This window comes from Acidisarcina polymorpha (assembly GCF_003330725.1).
Taxonomy (GTDB): domain Bacteria; phylum Acidobacteriota; class Terriglobia; order Terriglobales; family Acidobacteriaceae; genus Acidisarcina; species Acidisarcina polymorpha.
Map to the genome: position 1 here is coordinate 884821 of NZ_CP030840.1, position 16029 is coordinate 900849.

Below are 16029 nucleotides of genomic sequence, written 5' to 3' on the forward strand. Positions count from 1 at the left end.
CACATCGATCCATGGATCGACATACTTCTTCGGCCCGTGCGAATCGCTAGTAGCGTTCGTGCTAGACACTAGACGAAGGAGGACGCGAAGGCGCGTCACGACTTGTTCTGAGAGCAGTAATCAGAAAAGCTGATAGCGGCTTACGTGGCAATGTTTAACGAAGCGTCGCTTAGGACCGGAAGCTTTGGGCGCACAGCCGGGCGAGTTGCTTCTCACATTCGGGTGTCGTTGTGTGGCCATGGCACGCTGCTCGACAATCCTCCCGCAGACGGCGTGAAGGAGCTAGTATGTTGGTGACACTGCGTACGGCTTTGAGGGCGCGGAATGCGGAGTCAATCCAGGCACGCCATGCATTAGACGGCGAGCCTTTCTCACTGAGGGAGACCACTTTGCCTCTGAATAAACATCTGGTCGCAGCCGTAATCCTGCTCGCTGCTTCTTCATCTTGCATCAGAACTTTCGGCCAGCATCCGAATCGCAAGCCCGCTGCTGGAAACGGCCCCGATGGAGTTCCGCAAGCCACTTTCCTTGTTCATCGCTTAGGCAGCGACCATGCCGAAGGGATTACCACCATCGATATGAACGGCGACGGCCGTCCAGATCTGCTTAGCGGTTCATACTGGTACGAAAACCCCGGACCCATTGGGGGCGAATGGAAGCGTCATCAATACCGCACCGTAGAGATCGTCGGCGAGTTCGTCTCCGACTGCGGCGAATGGACAGTCGACGTCAACAAAGACGGTGCGCCCGACGTCGTCACTACGGGATGGATGACCAACGGCGTCTACTGGTACGAGAATCCGAAGAAGCCCGATGTCATGTGGCAGCGCCACAAAATCGCCGATAGCATCGACACTGAGGGCGGCGCCTTCGCCGACATCAACGGTGACGGCAAGCCTGACCTCGCCCTTGGACACTACAACCACTCCGGCATCCTCTGGATCGACTTTTCCGGCCCCGAGCCCAGGGTCCATCACCTCGGCGACGAACATCAGGATGGCCACGGCATCGGCATCGCCGATATCGACGGCGACGGCAAGGCCGATGTTCTCACCCCCTTCGGATGGTTCAAAAACATTGACGCCAACCACGATAAGTGGGAGTGGCATAGCGACTGGGACCTTGCGGACGCTGGCTTTCCCATCATCGGCTACGACGTCAACAACGATGGCCGGCTCGATCTCATCTACGGCCAGGGCCATGGGTACGGTTTGTATTGGCTCGAGCAGCAGGGCGACGCCACTCACCGTACTTGGGTCAAACACATCATCGATGAATCCTTCTCCCAGAGTCACGCACTTGCGCTCGTAGATATCGACGGCGATGGAGAGCCCGAACTGCTCACCGGCAAGCGCTATCGCGGCCACAATGGCACTGACCCCGGCTCCTACGATCCGCTGGTTGTCTACTACTACAAGATTGATCGCAAGACCGGTAGGTTCACTCGCTACCCGATCTCAGTGAACGGCACTGCTGCAGTCGGGTCCCACTTCATCGTGCAGGACCTCGACGGCGACGGCGATCTCGATCTCGCGACCGCCGGCAAGACCGGAGTTCACTACTACGAAAACCTCATGATTAATACGGTCCCGAAGACGACCCGTGAAGAGCAACTCTTCCTCAACAAAGATTGGCCATTCCCGGGCGAAGGAGAGGTCGTTCCCTGGGACAACGGCCCACCAAAACCGAAGAAGTAGATTGAAGCGAGGACTGTTAAGGGGCCTCGGCTTACTGCCAGCCGGCCGCGCGGGTAAACTCTGGGGGAACGACATCTCAGAAAAAACTGGCTGGCACGTCGTCAAGAAGACAGCGGCAAGTATGAATATTCCGCGTCTAGCACCGCACGATGCCTGCCGCTCCTGCGTACGACTCTGCCATGATGCCCGCGGTGAGCTTGAGCAGATGCAGTTCCTTCTTGGACACGTATCAGTGCAAACGACCGAGCGCTACCCCGGCTGCAAGCAGCGCTTTAGAGTCGCTGTGAACGACAGGCTGGGCATCGAATCCGAGTGAGTCAGTGATGACCAACAGCGTGAAGACCGTTATCAGAAGAAACTGCGACGGATTTATGGCTCAGGCTTCGCGCCGACACCAAGATCCGCTACAGCGGTGGAAATGCCGGTTCAATGGAAAGCGTGGAACGATGAAACTGTCCCACGCTTCCCACAGCCCTTGGAAATTGCAACAGAAGTGATTTCCACATTTACCACCGCACGGCTCCTACTGGGTTTACACTGACATTTCTAATGGGCGAATCACCCTGTCATTTCTAAAGAGCAACAAACTGCCCTGTGGGATCCTGTCTAAGTTCCGGACGAACGGGTAGCGGCCGGGTATCGAGCTACACCGACAGCGAGGAGCAAGCCAGATGCGAGTTCGAGGTGCGGTACCGCGACACAAGACAGTCTTTCGGCTGCTTCTCCTGATTGCTGCCTGCTGTAGCGGGTCCTCCTCACAGAGTAGCTCGCTGCGGTGGAACACTCTGCCTCCGACTCCGGCACCAGTGAGCGGACTGAAGAGGACGAGCGTTCACATCCGGGGGATTTCGCTGTTCTATAGCGACACACTTGGGAGTTTCCCCGGCCGACCACCAGTGATCCTGCTCCACGGAGGCCTTGCAAACTCTGATTACTGGGGCAACCAGATACGGGCGCTGATGCCCGGTCATCGTGTGCTCGCAATCGACAGTCGAGGTCATGGACGCAGCACACGCGACAGCCGACCGTACGGCTACGATCTGATGGCCGACGACGTGATAGCACTGATGGACAAACTCCATATCGCGCAGGCAGACTTCGTTGGCTGGAGTGACGGCGCTATCCTGTCGCTCGATCTGGCGATTCGGTATCCGGCGCGCGTCCGACGCGTTTTCTGCTTTGCGGCAAATACGCGGACCGCCGGCCTAATTCCGGACGGAGACAAGAGTGCGAACTTCTCGCGATTCACGACGCGCGCCGGTGAGGAATACCGCAGACTCTCTTCCACACCGGGTGAATACAGCGCGTTTGTCGAGCAGATCAGCCACATGTGGGACACGCAGCCGGACTGGAGGGACGCCCAGCTGACGTCCATAGCCGCCCGTGTCCTGGTTGCGGACGGAGATCACGATGAGGTCATTCGCCGGGATCACACCGAGTACATCGCGCGCACCATCCCGGGCGCAGGTCTGCTCATCTTGCCGAATACCAGCCATTTCGCGTTTCTGCAGGATCCGGTTCTGTTCAATGCCGCCATGCTTGATTTTCTTGACAGACCGTAGAGTGCTGGTTGCCGCGACAACCAAATTGTTGAATCCACCTCTGAACAGACGGTACGAGCGCAACAGACGGTGTACGAGCGCGCTTGCATTTCGACCCCGTTGACGCTACCAAGGTTATGAACTGCATCTGCAGTTCCCCCCTCGCAGTAGACTTCAAAGGTCGCGGTTCGGTAAGTTACTGTGCGGCATTACGGCAGCGGGCGATATGCCAGCACCAGGTGTTCCGAGGCATTCCCAGTTACTGTCTTGGTTTCGAGAAGCATTTCAAAGTGACCCACGCGCCCGTCGGGACGAATGAGCTTCGATAGAACAGCGGAAGACGCATTCGCATCGAGCAGAAAGTCACAGGCGCCTTGGGTTCCCGCCATATCGGTACCCTCGATCATCAAGACGTGCTTTCCTCCTTCCAACCCTGAAATAAATGCGATAACTCCGAGCGAGAAGGTTTGATTCCCTTTGACGGCTGCCATGTAGCGGGCGCTCTCGCCGGATTGAGGCGATCGCACATTGACGTAATCGAGGCCATCTGCCGGATGATCGTCGAGCGAGTAATCGACGTGCTCGGCAAATATCTGGACCCACGGATTTGCGCGGGGGCCGCCCATCAAAATCAGGTTGGAGTTCTTAATATCGCTTAGCGTCAGATCGCGCGCATAGCGGACCTCCAGTTGGGCATTCCCGGCCTGGGGCAGGCGACCCACTCGAAAAGCCATTTCGAGGTCCGCAATGCTGGTGTACTGGTGATCATTGATGTTCGTCATTGCCTGCGGATACGGTCCGGAGGCGGCCAGCCTGGCCAGGACAGCGGGTTTCTGTCCCAGATATTCAGAGACAGTGAGCGGAACATTCTGCGCCGTCTGAATAAGGGAGAGAGTACTGTCAGCTGGCACGAAAAGCGTCCGTTCCCTTCCGGTGAGAAGGGTCGACCAGATTTGCCGCTCGGGATTGGCCGTCACCGATCCGATGTGACGATGAAGCAGAATCCCGGCGAATATCGCGATCGCGGCGGCGATCATTGAGATAACGAGCATCGGCAACCGTTGGGAACGAGGGCCATCTGCAGGTTTGACGATTCTCTGCGGAACATCGATCGGGAGCAATGGCGAAGCGGGTTCGGACTTGCGGATTCTCGATTCGAAAGTCGGAATGTAACTGCCTTTGGGGATGAAAATGACCCAATCCGAATCTTTCCCTTCTGTCGAAAAGTAAAGCTCAAGCCTGTTTCGCAGAAGCCGTGCGCTCGCCCGGACGATACTGTCCTCGGCAGGAAGGTAATCGGGAGATCGCCCGAAGACTTCAAGCCCGATCTGACGCTCGTTCAGGTCAGATCCTCTCCCACAGAGCGTTTCCGCGCAAATATACGCGAGGAAGCCGGACAGCCGTGGCGCTTTGGCGAAGCTCCGCGAAGACAAAATGTCCTTCACCAGCTTCCACCGCTCTTCCGCGACTTCTGATATGGCGCCGGGCTGAAGCTCCTGCTGAGGCATGAAGTGGTTTGCCATATTGTATACAGGATCAATCCCGCGTCGAAGCATTCTGCCATTGACGCCGCAAGTGATTGAAAAATCGATTGACGCCTGTGAAACCCCTGTCAAATCCAAGTGAAACCACGGTGAATTACGTTGCAGGGCGGCTTTGAGAGCTGCACACTAGCGAACATTAATTCCTCTGTAACGCACCTTTCACGAATCAGACACACCGTTTCGAGCTTCGATTCCAAAGTTTTGGGGTGGCGCAGATGGCTTTACGATTCCTACAAGGCTGTGGCTCCTTTCGGATCCCACGAACTTGTTCGCTTTCTTCCTTCTCGCTCCGGCTCCCAGGGTTACTTCTTCTGGTTGCCTTTGCGTTGGCCACACCCCGGATGGCCTTTAGCCAAACAACCACGGCCGACGTCATCGGCAACGTGTTGGATGGCACAGGTTCGTCTGTTCCGGGTGTCGCGGTCACCCTCACCAACCTCGATACCAGAGAAACCTTCCAGTCCACGACCAATGAGGCGGGCGCCTATGTCTTCAACCTGCTCAAGCCTGGTCGTTATGAGCTGAGCATGTCGGATCCCAACTTCAAGACATTTACAGTCGCACCATTCAATCTCTCGGCCGGTGATCGTGCCCGCGAGGATGGAAAGCTTGAGGTGGGGAACCAAAGTGAAACCGTGGTTGTGAACAGCGGGGCGCCCAGCCTACAGACTGATACTTCTTTGCTGACGAATACGATATCGGCGGCGGCCACCCAGGATCTTCCTCTAAACGCGCGCAACTATATTGCGCTCGCGCAGTTGACCCCAGGCGCGAATGAGGGCCCGCAAAACGGATTGCACAGCGGGACTCGCCCCGATGACCGGCGTATTACGTCTTCGGTCTCCATCAATGGGCAAACCGAGGTGATCACCGATCAGATGGTCGACGGTATGGACAACAATGAGCGAGTGATCGGCACCATCGGCATTCGTCCGTCCGTGGACGCGATCCAGGAAATCCGAGTCGAGAGCAATAGTTATACGGCGGAAGCAGGACGAACGGCCGGAGGTATCGTAAACGTCATCACCAAGGCAGGAACCGATCAATTTCACGGAACGGCCTTTGAGTTCCTCCGCAACACCGCGCTTGATGCCTACCCATTTCAGTTCGGCGCTCACCTTCCCAAGCAGTCGCTCCACCAAAACCAGTTTGGCGGCAGTCTCGGAGGCCCTATCCTTCATAACCGGACTTTCTTCTTTGGCGCCTACGAGGGCTTTCGGCTGGCCCAGGCCCAGAATCCTTCGACCGTGACCGTACCCACCGCGTTCGAGCGGGCGAACCCGGGAAATTTTTCCGACCAGGGTGGGCCGGCGGCAATCCCAAATATCGATCCAGTGGGATTACAGTATTTCAACCTTTTCCCGGCACCCACATCAAGCGCTGTCAGCAACAATTACACAACCACCTCATTCAACACGCAAAACAGCGATACTGCCGATGCACGAGTGGATCACAGGATTAGCCCAAACGATCTTTTTTATGCCCGCTATAGCTATAACCGCACCACCACGACGGTAGGTGGACTCTTTCCGGCGGTTACGGTGGGCAGTCTTACGGTTCAGCCGGGCGGCAATATTGGCGGATACTTTGGACCGGCACACGACAACGCCCAGAACGGCGCAATGGACTATGTGCATATCTTTTCTCCGGTATTGCTGTTGGAGGCCCAAACGAGTTACACCAACATCCGGTTGGCGGCGATCCAGCAGAACAACGGAACCAATGCAGCAACCGCTTTCGGGCTTCCGAATGTGAACATCGATGGCAACACAAGTGGCCTGTCGCCGGTTTCGATCAGTGGCTACGGCAGCCTTGGCGATGGGACATCGTTGCCGATCATCTATGTGAACAACATCTTCCAATATCAGGCCGCCCTGACGTATACCCACGGAAACCACAATGTCAAGTTCGGCGGCGGATTGATCCGGCGTCAGGCTTCGAGTGCGCAGAGTGGGACCGGCGAAGGGGAGTGGACGTTTACGACAAATACCGGAACCCCCCAATACAGTTCTCTGGTCAACCTGTTGCAAGGCAACTACGGAACCGTGACTCGCAATTATTCGCTCGTGGTGCCGCATTACCGCACCTGGGAGCCTCATGCGTATGTGCAGGACGACTGGCATGCTACTCCCACGCTTACCCTGAACCTCGGAATCCGTTATGACGTGTTTACTCCTTTTACGGAGGTTCACAACAATATCTCGAACTTCGACCCAGTCGCCGCAAAGATCATCGTGGCCGGTCAGGATGGCGTTTCTGCGACCGTAAACATCCCCACGGACTACTCCAACCTGGCTCCTCGCGTAGGATTCTCGAAGCGGATCGGCCAGTCGATGGTCTTGCGTGGCGGCTTCGGTTTTAGCTTCGTACCGGAGAATGTTGCATCCGGAGCCAGCCTCAAGAACCAGCCGTTTGTCTATAGCTATGGTGCCTATACGCAGTCGACAGCTCCGGCCGGATTCAGCCAGTTTCGCGATGGATTGCCGATTCCGGCCGCTGTAAGCGCGGCAAATCCGGTGGGTTCAATTCCAGCTATCGAGCAGCCGAATTTCCGATCCACCTATGTGGAGCAATTCAACCTGACCGGAGAACGTGACTTTGCGGGGAACGTCGTAAGAATCTCGTACGTCGGCATGCTTCCACGACACATGGTCGAGAAGATCCCCGACTTTAATGCGCCGGCACTCAACACCTACTACGCCAACCACACCATCAACTACAATTCGTTGCGGCCTTACTACAGCGCGCTGCCCCTTGTAACCAGCATGCCGATCATCGAGAGCAATGGCCAGGGGAGTTACAACGCTTTGCAGGTAAGCTTTGATAGGCGCCCGAAAGCGGGCCTGACGGTTGGCGCTAATTACACCTATGCTCGCAACCTCGATGATGCATTGGCGACGTCAGTCAATGGCACCGACGGGTATGGAGTCATCCCATCGCAAATCGCAATCATCGACTACGGAAACAGCGATCTAGATCAGCGGCACCGCGTGAACGCTTCAGTAAATTACCTACTGCCTTTCGGCAGAAAACTTAGCGGATTCAAAGGTGTGCTCGCCAAGGGTTGGCAGCTGAACGGCATCGGCGTGTGGGGCAAAGGGCTACCGTTCACGCCGCTCAATGTAACTAATGTCGCCGGCAACAATCCGGGCTCTTCCGGATCGGATCGCCCTGATCAGCTACGTCCGGCCAGGATCAGCAATCCCACAATCGCCCGCTTTTTCGACACAACGGCCTTTGTCGCACAGGCGCCGGGCACGCTGGGCACGGAGCGGCGGAACTCTCTCTATGGGCCGAATTTCAGGCACATCGACCTCTCCTTGTTCAAGAACTTTCCTATCTATGAGCGACTGAACGCTCAGTTCCGCGCGGAGGCGTTTAACGTGCTCAACATGGCCAACTTCGGCAATCCCAACTTGACCTTAGGTACTTCCAGTTTCGGTACTATCACTTCACTGAATAACAACTACAACCCGCGTCTGATTCAGTTCGCACTCAAGTTGAACTTCTGACCTGAGTCCTGAAGGCACACGAGTGGCTTGCCGGCTCAATGTGCGTTCTGACAACGACAAAGCTATCGAAGGTCGAACCCAATTGGGAGTTTTTCAAGGTCATGAAAGTCTGGTCAGATAGGGCTATTTCCATAGCTATGATCGCAGTTCTATTTGCGCCTCCGCTGATGGCGGCGCAGGACCCTGCCCGCGAGCAATCACGATCCATCGTAATGACGCAGTACGGCATTGTTGCAACGAGTCAGGCCGTGGCTTCGCAGGCGGGTGCGGCCGTCCTGGCTAAGGGCGGTAGCGCGGTGGATGCTGCCATTGCGGCAAATGCCGCGCTGGGGGTCATCGAACCGATGATGAATGGTGTCGGCGGTGACCTCTTCGCCGTTGTTTACGACGCGAAAACCAAGCATCTCTATGGCCTCAATTCCGGCGGATGGGCTCCGAAGAACTTGACCGTCGACGCTCTCAAAGCAAAGGGCCTTACCAAGATGCGTCCTATCGATCAGCTCACGGTGCCGGGAACAGTGGCCGGTTGGGATGCGCTGCATGGGCGATGGGGGAAGCTGTCTCTGGCGCAGGACGTGGCACCGGCAATCGCATTGGCAACTCACGGCATCGGCGTCACCGAGACGGATGCGGACAATTGGAACACCTATGGAACTCCCTTCCACAGCAATCCGGAGTTCGCCAAGGTGTTCCTGCCCGAGGGCAAAGCTCCGGTTGCCGGGCAGTTGTTCAATAATCCGGAATTGGCGAAGACATTGGGGCGGATTGGCGACCATGGCCGAGATGGGTTCTACAAGGGCGAGACTGCGGCTGCGATCCTGAAGCTCGAGGGCGAACTCGGCGGTTTTATGGAGGCGGACGATCTGGCGGAGTTCAAGCCGGAATGGGTGGATCCAGTCAGTACGACATATCATGGCTGGACGATCTATGAGCTGCCTCCGAACGGTCAAGGCATTGCGGCGCTCTCAATGCTGAACATCATGGAGCAGTTCCCGATCAAAGAGTGGGGACACAATAGCCAAAGGTCTCTGCATGTAGAGATCGAGGCGAAGAAGCTGGCGTATGCGGACCTGCAGCGCTATGTGGGAGACCCAAAGGCGACGCATATTCCGACGAAAGAACTTATCTCGAAGGAGCTAGCGGTGAAGCGGGCGAAGCTGATCACGGACAAGGCGGCCTGTACGGTTATGCCTTCCGATCTTCAGGAGCAGCTCTCGCACTTATCGAGCGACACGACTTATCTCTCAGTCGTCGATCGGGATGGCAATGAAGTTTCGTTGATTCAGAGCAATGCGGGGGCTTTTGGTGGGGGGCTGGTGGCGCCGGGTACCGGCTTCGCGCTGCAGAATCGGGGTGGCGGGTTTACGCTGCAACCTGACCGGCCGAATACACTTCGCCCACGGACGCGTCCACTGCATACGATCATTCCCGGGTTTATGGAGAAGGGAGACCGGCGGATTGCCTTTGGCATCATGGGCGGCTTCAATCAGGCGCAGGCCCATGCGCAGTTTGTTTCAAATGTGGTTGATTTCGATATGAACATCCAGGCGGCGTTGGAGTCGTCACGCTTTACCAAGCGCGATTTCCCGGGATGCGGAGTGTGGGTCGAGAACGGAGTCGCTCCGGATGTGGTCGCGGCGTTGCGGGCGCAGGGCCACGAGGTGACGGTATGGCCGCGCTACTTCCAGAGCATGGGACGGGGCAATGCGGTCGAAGTCAACGAAGGCTCTCCGGTGCACTACGGCGCGACCGACCCGCGCGCCGATGGAGAGGCAGTGCCGGAACAGATGCCGTTCTAGAGGCACGGACCGGGGATGCAACCGAATTTAGCCGCCAGCGCGGCTAGGCTTCTTCCTCAGAATTCGAGCAGATGGATTGCCTCATCCTTTTGATGACTTACAGGTGTTCAGTCACAAGCCAGCGTTCCAGATATTCAGGAGAAGCGACCCTTATCAACATCTTGGCGCTTGGAGTTTGCCCCTTCATCGTCCAACGCGCGAATCAACTCGCCCATCCTCCTCATCTTGTGGCCAGTGTATGCAGCTGCAGCACAGATTATCGTGACTATCGCAGCCCAAATAAAACGAAGGATCATCGTCAACTCCGATATAGGACGCGGCTTCCTTTTCGAGCAGCCCTCTCAGGCCGCTTACTGTCTTCGCCGATGAAGCCTATTGTTGCGGAGGCCGTGCATCATGAGTGCGGGGTGGCCGTGATAGGAGACGGTAACATCGACCTCGGCGCCGGCGTCATCCATAGTACCGCCGGCGCCTCAGAAGGCCTGTCGATCCGGATGTCACTGGTTCCCGTTCCGCAGGCTGCCCGCACTCGGGAAGTCGAGCTTCCGAAGGAGATACGATCGATCTGCTAGTAGGTTTTGGTCGGCGTGTGAACGTTAACGGCGTGACTGTTCAGCTCTGCAGTGTTCTCGGTATGTGTACTAACCGCTTTTTCGCCTGACGACGCTATATCCTCACCGCCCGCCCGTTTGAGGGTCTCCTTAGCCCGAGTCACTTCTTCAGAGCTTTCACAATGAACTGAGACCAGAATGCCTCCATCCTTTACACGCCCCTCATAACGCTTCGCTTCATACTCAGGAATTCCCATTCCAACGAGTGCGCCAACCAGGCCCCCTACTGCGCCGCCGATACCAAGACCGGCGAGTGCGCCCATAATAGGACCCGCGGCGATGAGCGGACCAACACCAGGTATCGCTAACGCTCCAAGCCCGGCCAGAAGGCCAAGCGTACCACCCACCGTCCCGCCACTCAGCACGCCGGTCGTGGTGCCCTCTGGCGCCTTCGTGTTTTTCTCGGCCGCGAAATCCTTAGAACCTTGTTTATCGGCCATAAGTACAGAGATGTCGTCCTGGGAGAAGCCCGCCGTGCGCAGCTGATCTACCGCTGCCTCCGCTGCTGTGTTAGAGGGGAAAATGCCGAATGCCGCTGTGTTTTTGCCTGCCATGATGATCTCCTTGTAGTTACTTGTGAGTCGGTTATTGCTAATTGATTGTTACTACTGCTTGATCGTTAGCTCATTCGAGACCTTATCGGCCCCTACGATGTCTGCGGCCTTTTGCCCAATGGCCTGCTTCTCTGCTTCGGAATGTACTGGACCTTTGAGCGTCGCCGATCCGCCAGCCACGACAATCTTCACATTGTGACTGTACATCGAGAGGGACTTGTCAGAAACAACGGAACGGCGAATCTTTGCAGCTAACTCGCGGTCCGAGACGTTGTTCTTCTGCTGATCGGCTGTTGCCGATTGATTCTGAGATTTGTTGGTCCCGGCGTTGTCCGGGGTACCCTGAGTCTGAGCGGTAGCAGCCGGCACCGAACTCAACAAAAGCAGCAGGACGCTTGCCGGAGCGAAAGCAGGTACGAGACGTTGCTTCAAAATGAACATGAAAAACCTCAAGTAGCCCTCAATGCAGCAGGCGCTGCTAGAGAGATGGTTAAGCGCGCGTTTGGGAGAAAGTGAACAGTGACTGAAGAAAACAACCTCATGCTTTTCGTGTCACCAGGCGAAGCACCAGAGTGAGCAGCACAGCTCCAATCACGGCAACCAAGATTGTGTAGATGAGTCCGCCCTGCCCGGCAAATCCGAGCGCCTGCATGATGAACCCACCAACCACAGCGCCTACGATGCCAACCACGATATCCAAGATCGGCCCATAGCCGCTGCCTTTCATGAGCTTACCGGTGAGGAAACCAGCGATCAGCCCGACGATAATCCACCATAAAATAAACATTGGTTATCCTTTGTTGTAAATTTGTAGGAACATTCATTCGTTTTCCGACCCTGCTTCTTTTCACAGACCAACCACACCGTAGAGCCTCGAAGTTTTCGTGCTGAAGCTCTCTTTCCGGAGAAGAGAGTTGATCTATATGACAGCAACGTACGATCGGCATTGAGTTTGATACCTGCAGCGTTGACACAGTGAATATGTTGCCGGGCGGCACTGAACAGTTGCACCGCTATGTCAAATATTTGACATAGCGACTTGGACGTTTGAAGATGTCGTTATGTCAAATGTTTGACATCTTTTCGCCGTTTACCACATCCAACAGTAATCTGACTTTACGGTGCACGTCGGGTCGAAAACGATTATGCTCAGCAGGAGATCTATGTCTCGGTCCTCACCCCATCCGAATCGTCTGCTGGCTTCGATCCCCCAGAAGCTCTACAAGCATCTGCTTTCGAATTCATCTGAAGTCCAGCTCTCTGCCAGAAGCGTTCTGCATGAATCCAAATCCCGGCCCTCACACGCCTTTTTTCTGACATCCGGTCTGGCATCAATCCTCGCGGTTACGACCGTAGGCCTGGCAGCAGAGGTTGGGGTTGTTGGTCGAGAGGGTTTCATTGGGAGCTTCCACCTGCTCGGTCCAGTGGACGCGCCTACACACTGCCGAATGCAGCTCGCTGGTGCGGCGGTGCGCGTTCCCTTTGACGACCTTCAGCAGGTTTTTGACGAGGACGAGAAGTTCCACAGCCGCATTCTGGAGTATGTTCAGGCGCAGGCTCACGCCTTGAGCCAGTTGGCTGGATGCCATCGTATCCACGAGGCATTGGAGCGACTTACCCGCTGGCTCCTCACCGCGCAAGATCTGACGGAATCGGCCACCATCGATATCACTCAGGAGGTCCTAAGCGAACTCCTAGGCACGAAGCGCGTGACCATCGCAGCGGCAGCAGGAAGGCTACAGCGAGAAAAACTGATCGAATATCGTCGCGGTCATATCCGCATCCTCAATCGAAAAAAGCTGGAAGCGCTCGCATGTGATTGTTACTCAACCATTCGGGAGATCCACCTTGGGCTCTATCGATAAGGCAACGAACACAACTCCCCTCATTCACAGGAACAAATGAAAGGATGAGCTTGTCCAGGCCGAGGCATTTTCCCGTGAGCTATATAGAAGGCGAGGGGCGGCAACAACGAACACTTTTCTCCTTTTGAAGCTCTATACCTAGCCCATCTCTACCCCTGTCTGCGGTTCGTCACATACCTCGCGGCGTGCAAACGCTAAACTCGGGGCCGAGCAGTTCGATACTCCTTTCTCGTGGGAACCATTCATTCCTTGCTTCATGCTGTTTATCCGCGATTTGCATCGGCGATTTCTGAAATGCGCCGCCGGACTTTAAACCTGAGTTCGCGAAGAAACACAGCGTTCGCAAGCCACAAGCGTAAAGACGGCCAGATTACGGAGCAACCTCCTTCCGTTCCGGCAGTTATTCCCGACAGTTGAGGTTACGGCGCCGAGACGACTTTACGAAAGAGCTCTATTCATATAGCCAAAGCCTAGCTGATGACTTCAGAAATCGCGGCTACTCCGACCTCAGCTCGGCAGATATTCACAAACGATCGCCTTCTCCTTCCCTGTAAAGGTCCAGAAGAAACTTTGTAAGTGCCGCAGCGGGCAATTCATTCTCCTTGTGCGCTACTTCAGCATTTCTGCGACTTCTGATTCCAAGGCAAATGGTGATTTTAGAGACAATCGAAGTCGAGGGGGCAATTATCTTTATTTGCCAGACGCGGGATACCAAGTACGCTGGGCCGGTGTTCGTTACCGTAGATCGGGCAAGATCGAAAGTGTTTGTGGCTTGCCGAGTGAGGTGCAATCTGCACCTAACACCTTGTGGACACGGATACTAAATAACTTGTAACTAATTAGTTATGTAGTGACCTTGGTAACATTCCTAATCGATCGGTAGTTTACAAACCTTTTTCATGGGTCGAAGATCCTTTTGAATCTCACACTGGTGCGATGATTCGCGATACAGGGCCCGAAATGAATTGTCATTCCAGTGTGCGACTCTGTTCAGAGGATCCTCGTTCGGGGGTATTTGATTCACGCTTATCTCTCGAAGGTAAATATAAAATTCAGCTCTTAGGCGGCTGCTGCGTATCCTTATCCTCCGATTCTGTTCAATGCGTAGCCTACAAACCCGAGACGGATCTAAATCGGAGGAAATTACGTATGACCCACCAATTCACGTCAATAATACCCCTGAAGGGTATTGGCGCTCTCACCTCTGTGGCCGGCTTTCTTCTACTGTTAAGCTGTCCTACGCGGGCCTCTGCATGGTGTCCCGAAGTTATCACTTCGGCTGAGCCTAGCTATAAGACCAACCCGCCGGAGCTGACCCTCGTGGGAACCAACTTCGGCACTGGTATACCGGATGTCAAGATAGATGGTCTATCGGCGGTGGTAGTTTCTCATACGAACACTCGCGTGGTAGTCAAAATTCCCGCAAGTGTTTATGAGGTGCCCGGAAGCTACGACTTGCTGCTCACTCGGATTGCTAGTCAATGCCAGGCTGCGACAACATTTGAGGTCGCGATTGGTGCGATTGGACCGCAAGGTCCTGCAGGTCCAATGGGGCTGCCTGGAGTCGCAGGTCCTAAAGGTGCTACTGGCAACGCGGGTCCCGCAGGTCCAATCGGACTGACCGGAGTCGCAGGTCCCAAAGGCGCTACCGGCACCGCGGGTCCTGCAGGTCCAATCGGACTGACTGGGGTCGCGGGCGCCAAAGGTGCTACTGGCAACGCGGGTCCTGCAGGTCCAATGGGACTGACTGGGGTCGCAGGTGCCAAGGGTGATACTGGCAGCGCGGGTCCCGCAGGCCCAATAGGTCTCACGGGTGCCGCAGGTGCTAAAGGCGCTACTGGCGGGACTGGTCCCGCTGGTGCAGCTGGGCCGATTGGCCCCGCCGGTGCAACGGGTCCAATGGGTCTGATGGGTGTCGCGGGTGCTAAAGGCGCTACTGGCGGCATAGGTCCCGCAGGTTCAACAGGCCCCATTGGTCCAACGGGTTTGACTGGTGCCACGGGTAATGCGGGACCAGCAGGCCCAACAGGTCTGAAGGGCGCTACAGGTTCAACAGGCCCCATCGGTCCAACGGGTTTGACTGGTGCCACGGGTAATGCCGGTCCAGCAGGACCAATGGGTCTAACCGGCGCCACTGGTTCGGCGGGCCCCATCGGTCCAACGGGTCCGGCCGGCGCCACTGGTCCAATCGGTCTGACAGGTACCAGTGGTCCAGCAGGTCCAACTGGTCTGACGGGCACCGCAGGTACTGCGGGTCCAGCAGGTCCAACGGGTCCAGCAGGTCCAGCCGGTGCCGCAGGCGGCCTTGTAGACTTCGCCGACTTTTATGCATTGATGCCGAGCGATAACGCCGCGACTGTTGGGCCCGCTGCGGATGTATCTTTCCCGGAGAATGGACCGGCCATGGCAGGCACGAACATCACGAGCAACGGTTCCACGGTGTTCACCCTCGGTGCTATTGGTATCTATGAGGTCCAATTCCAAGTGAGTGTGAACGAAGCGGGACAACTCGAATTGACCCTCAACGGCAATGCGCTTGCCTACACTGTCGTTGGACGAGCAAGTGGCACCAGCCAACTCGTTGAAATGGCCCTGGTGCAAACCACAGACGTCGCTTCAACTCTCACGGTTCGTAATCCAGCAGGAAACTCCACCGCATTAACAATTACGCCATTAGCGGGCGGTACTAGTCCCGTCTCCGCACACTTGGTCATCACTCGACTGCAGTAGAGGATAGCCACGGTCGCAGCATTTGTGACCGTGGGTTTCTCTTATGTGCTGGGTACGATGGATAGTTCCTAGAGATGCGACATCGACTTAGGCTGGAAGATATAGACAACCACTCTTAATCCTTTCATTTGGGCCCCGGTGCTAACGTAAAGTCTGATCGGGCAATGATGTCGCTC

The 16029-nt window shown here is 56.0% G+C and carries 11 protein-coding genes; 7 read left to right on the forward strand and 4 right to left on the reverse strand.

Translation table 11 applies throughout. The features are described from left to right. Positions 1-389: 389 nt before the first annotated feature. Positions 390-1697 (forward strand): FG-GAP repeat domain-containing protein, encoded by a 1308-nt coding sequence (locus ACPOL_RS03940; RefSeq protein ID WP_236657220.1) that lies wholly within the window; start codon positions 390-392, stop codon positions 1695-1697. Positions 1698-2368: 671 nt separating this feature from the next. Continuing rightward, positions 2369-3259 (forward strand): alpha/beta fold hydrolase, encoded by an 891-nt coding sequence (locus ACPOL_RS03950; protein WP_114205911.1) that lies wholly within the window; start codon positions 2369-2371, stop codon positions 3257-3259. 188 nt (positions 3260-3447) lie between these two features. Here the strand turns inward: ACPOL_RS03950 and ACPOL_RS03955 are convergent, their stop codons facing one another. Beyond that, a complete protein-coding gene (locus ACPOL_RS03955; protein ID WP_114205912.1) occupies positions 3448-4761 on the reverse strand; it encodes a hypothetical protein in 1314 nt (437 codons plus the stop codon). 347 nt (positions 4762-5108) lie between these two features. On the opposite strand from ACPOL_RS03955, the gene ACPOL_RS03960 reads away from it, so the two are divergent. From ACPOL_RS03960 to ACPOL_RS33415, 3 genes are all read left to right on the forward strand, one after another. Continuing rightward, positions 5109-8294 (forward strand): TonB-dependent receptor, encoded by a 3186-nt coding sequence (locus ACPOL_RS03960; RefSeq protein WP_161557194.1) that lies wholly within the window; start codon positions 5109-5111, stop codon positions 8292-8294. Between the two features lie 101 nt (positions 8295-8395). Further along, positions 8396-10093, forward strand: coding sequence for a gamma-glutamyltransferase (gene ggt, locus ACPOL_RS03965; protein WP_114210579.1), 1698 nt, complete (start codon positions 8396-8398; stop codon positions 10091-10093). A 407-nt stretch (positions 10094-10500) separates the two neighbouring features. After that, positions 10501-10665: a hypothetical protein gene (locus tag ACPOL_RS33415; RefSeq protein WP_161557195.1), complete on the forward strand. Its 165-nt coding sequence runs from the start codon at positions 10501-10503 to the stop codon at positions 10663-10665. On the opposite strand, the gene ACPOL_RS03975 is transcribed toward ACPOL_RS33415, so the two are convergent. The 3 genes from ACPOL_RS03975 to ACPOL_RS03985 all read right to left on the reverse strand — a co-directional run bounded on the left by ACPOL_RS03975 (position 10662) and on the right by ACPOL_RS03985 (position 12045). Further along, positions 10662-11258, reverse strand: coding sequence for a general stress protein (locus tag ACPOL_RS03975; RefSeq protein WP_114205915.1), 597 nt, complete (start codon positions 11256-11258; stop codon positions 10662-10664). The two genes, ACPOL_RS33415 and ACPOL_RS03975, sit on opposite strands and share 4 nt — an antisense overlap. A 51-nt stretch (positions 11259-11309) precedes the next feature. Continuing rightward, positions 11310-11699: a BON domain-containing protein gene (locus ACPOL_RS03980; protein WP_114205916.1), complete on the reverse strand. Its 390-nt coding sequence runs from the start codon at positions 11697-11699 to the stop codon at positions 11310-11312. Between the two features lie 97 nt (positions 11700-11796). Beyond that, complete coding sequence (locus ACPOL_RS03985) at positions 11797-12045, reverse strand: GlsB/YeaQ/YmgE family stress response membrane protein (protein ID WP_114205917.1); 249 nt, start codon at positions 12043-12045, stop codon at positions 11797-11799. A 376-nt stretch (positions 12046-12421) separates the two neighbouring features. On the opposite strand from ACPOL_RS03985, the gene ACPOL_RS03990 reads away from it, so the two are divergent. Next, positions 12422-13123 (forward strand): Crp/Fnr family transcriptional regulator, encoded by a 702-nt coding sequence (locus ACPOL_RS03990; RefSeq protein ID WP_161557196.1) that lies wholly within the window; start codon positions 12422-12424, stop codon positions 13121-13123. 1149 nt (positions 13124-14272) lie between these two features. Beyond that, entirely contained in the window at positions 14273-15853 is a 1581-nt protein-coding gene (locus ACPOL_RS03995) for an IPT/TIG domain-containing protein (protein WP_114205919.1), read from the forward strand. The last annotated feature ends 176 nt before the right edge of the window (positions 15854-16029 follow it).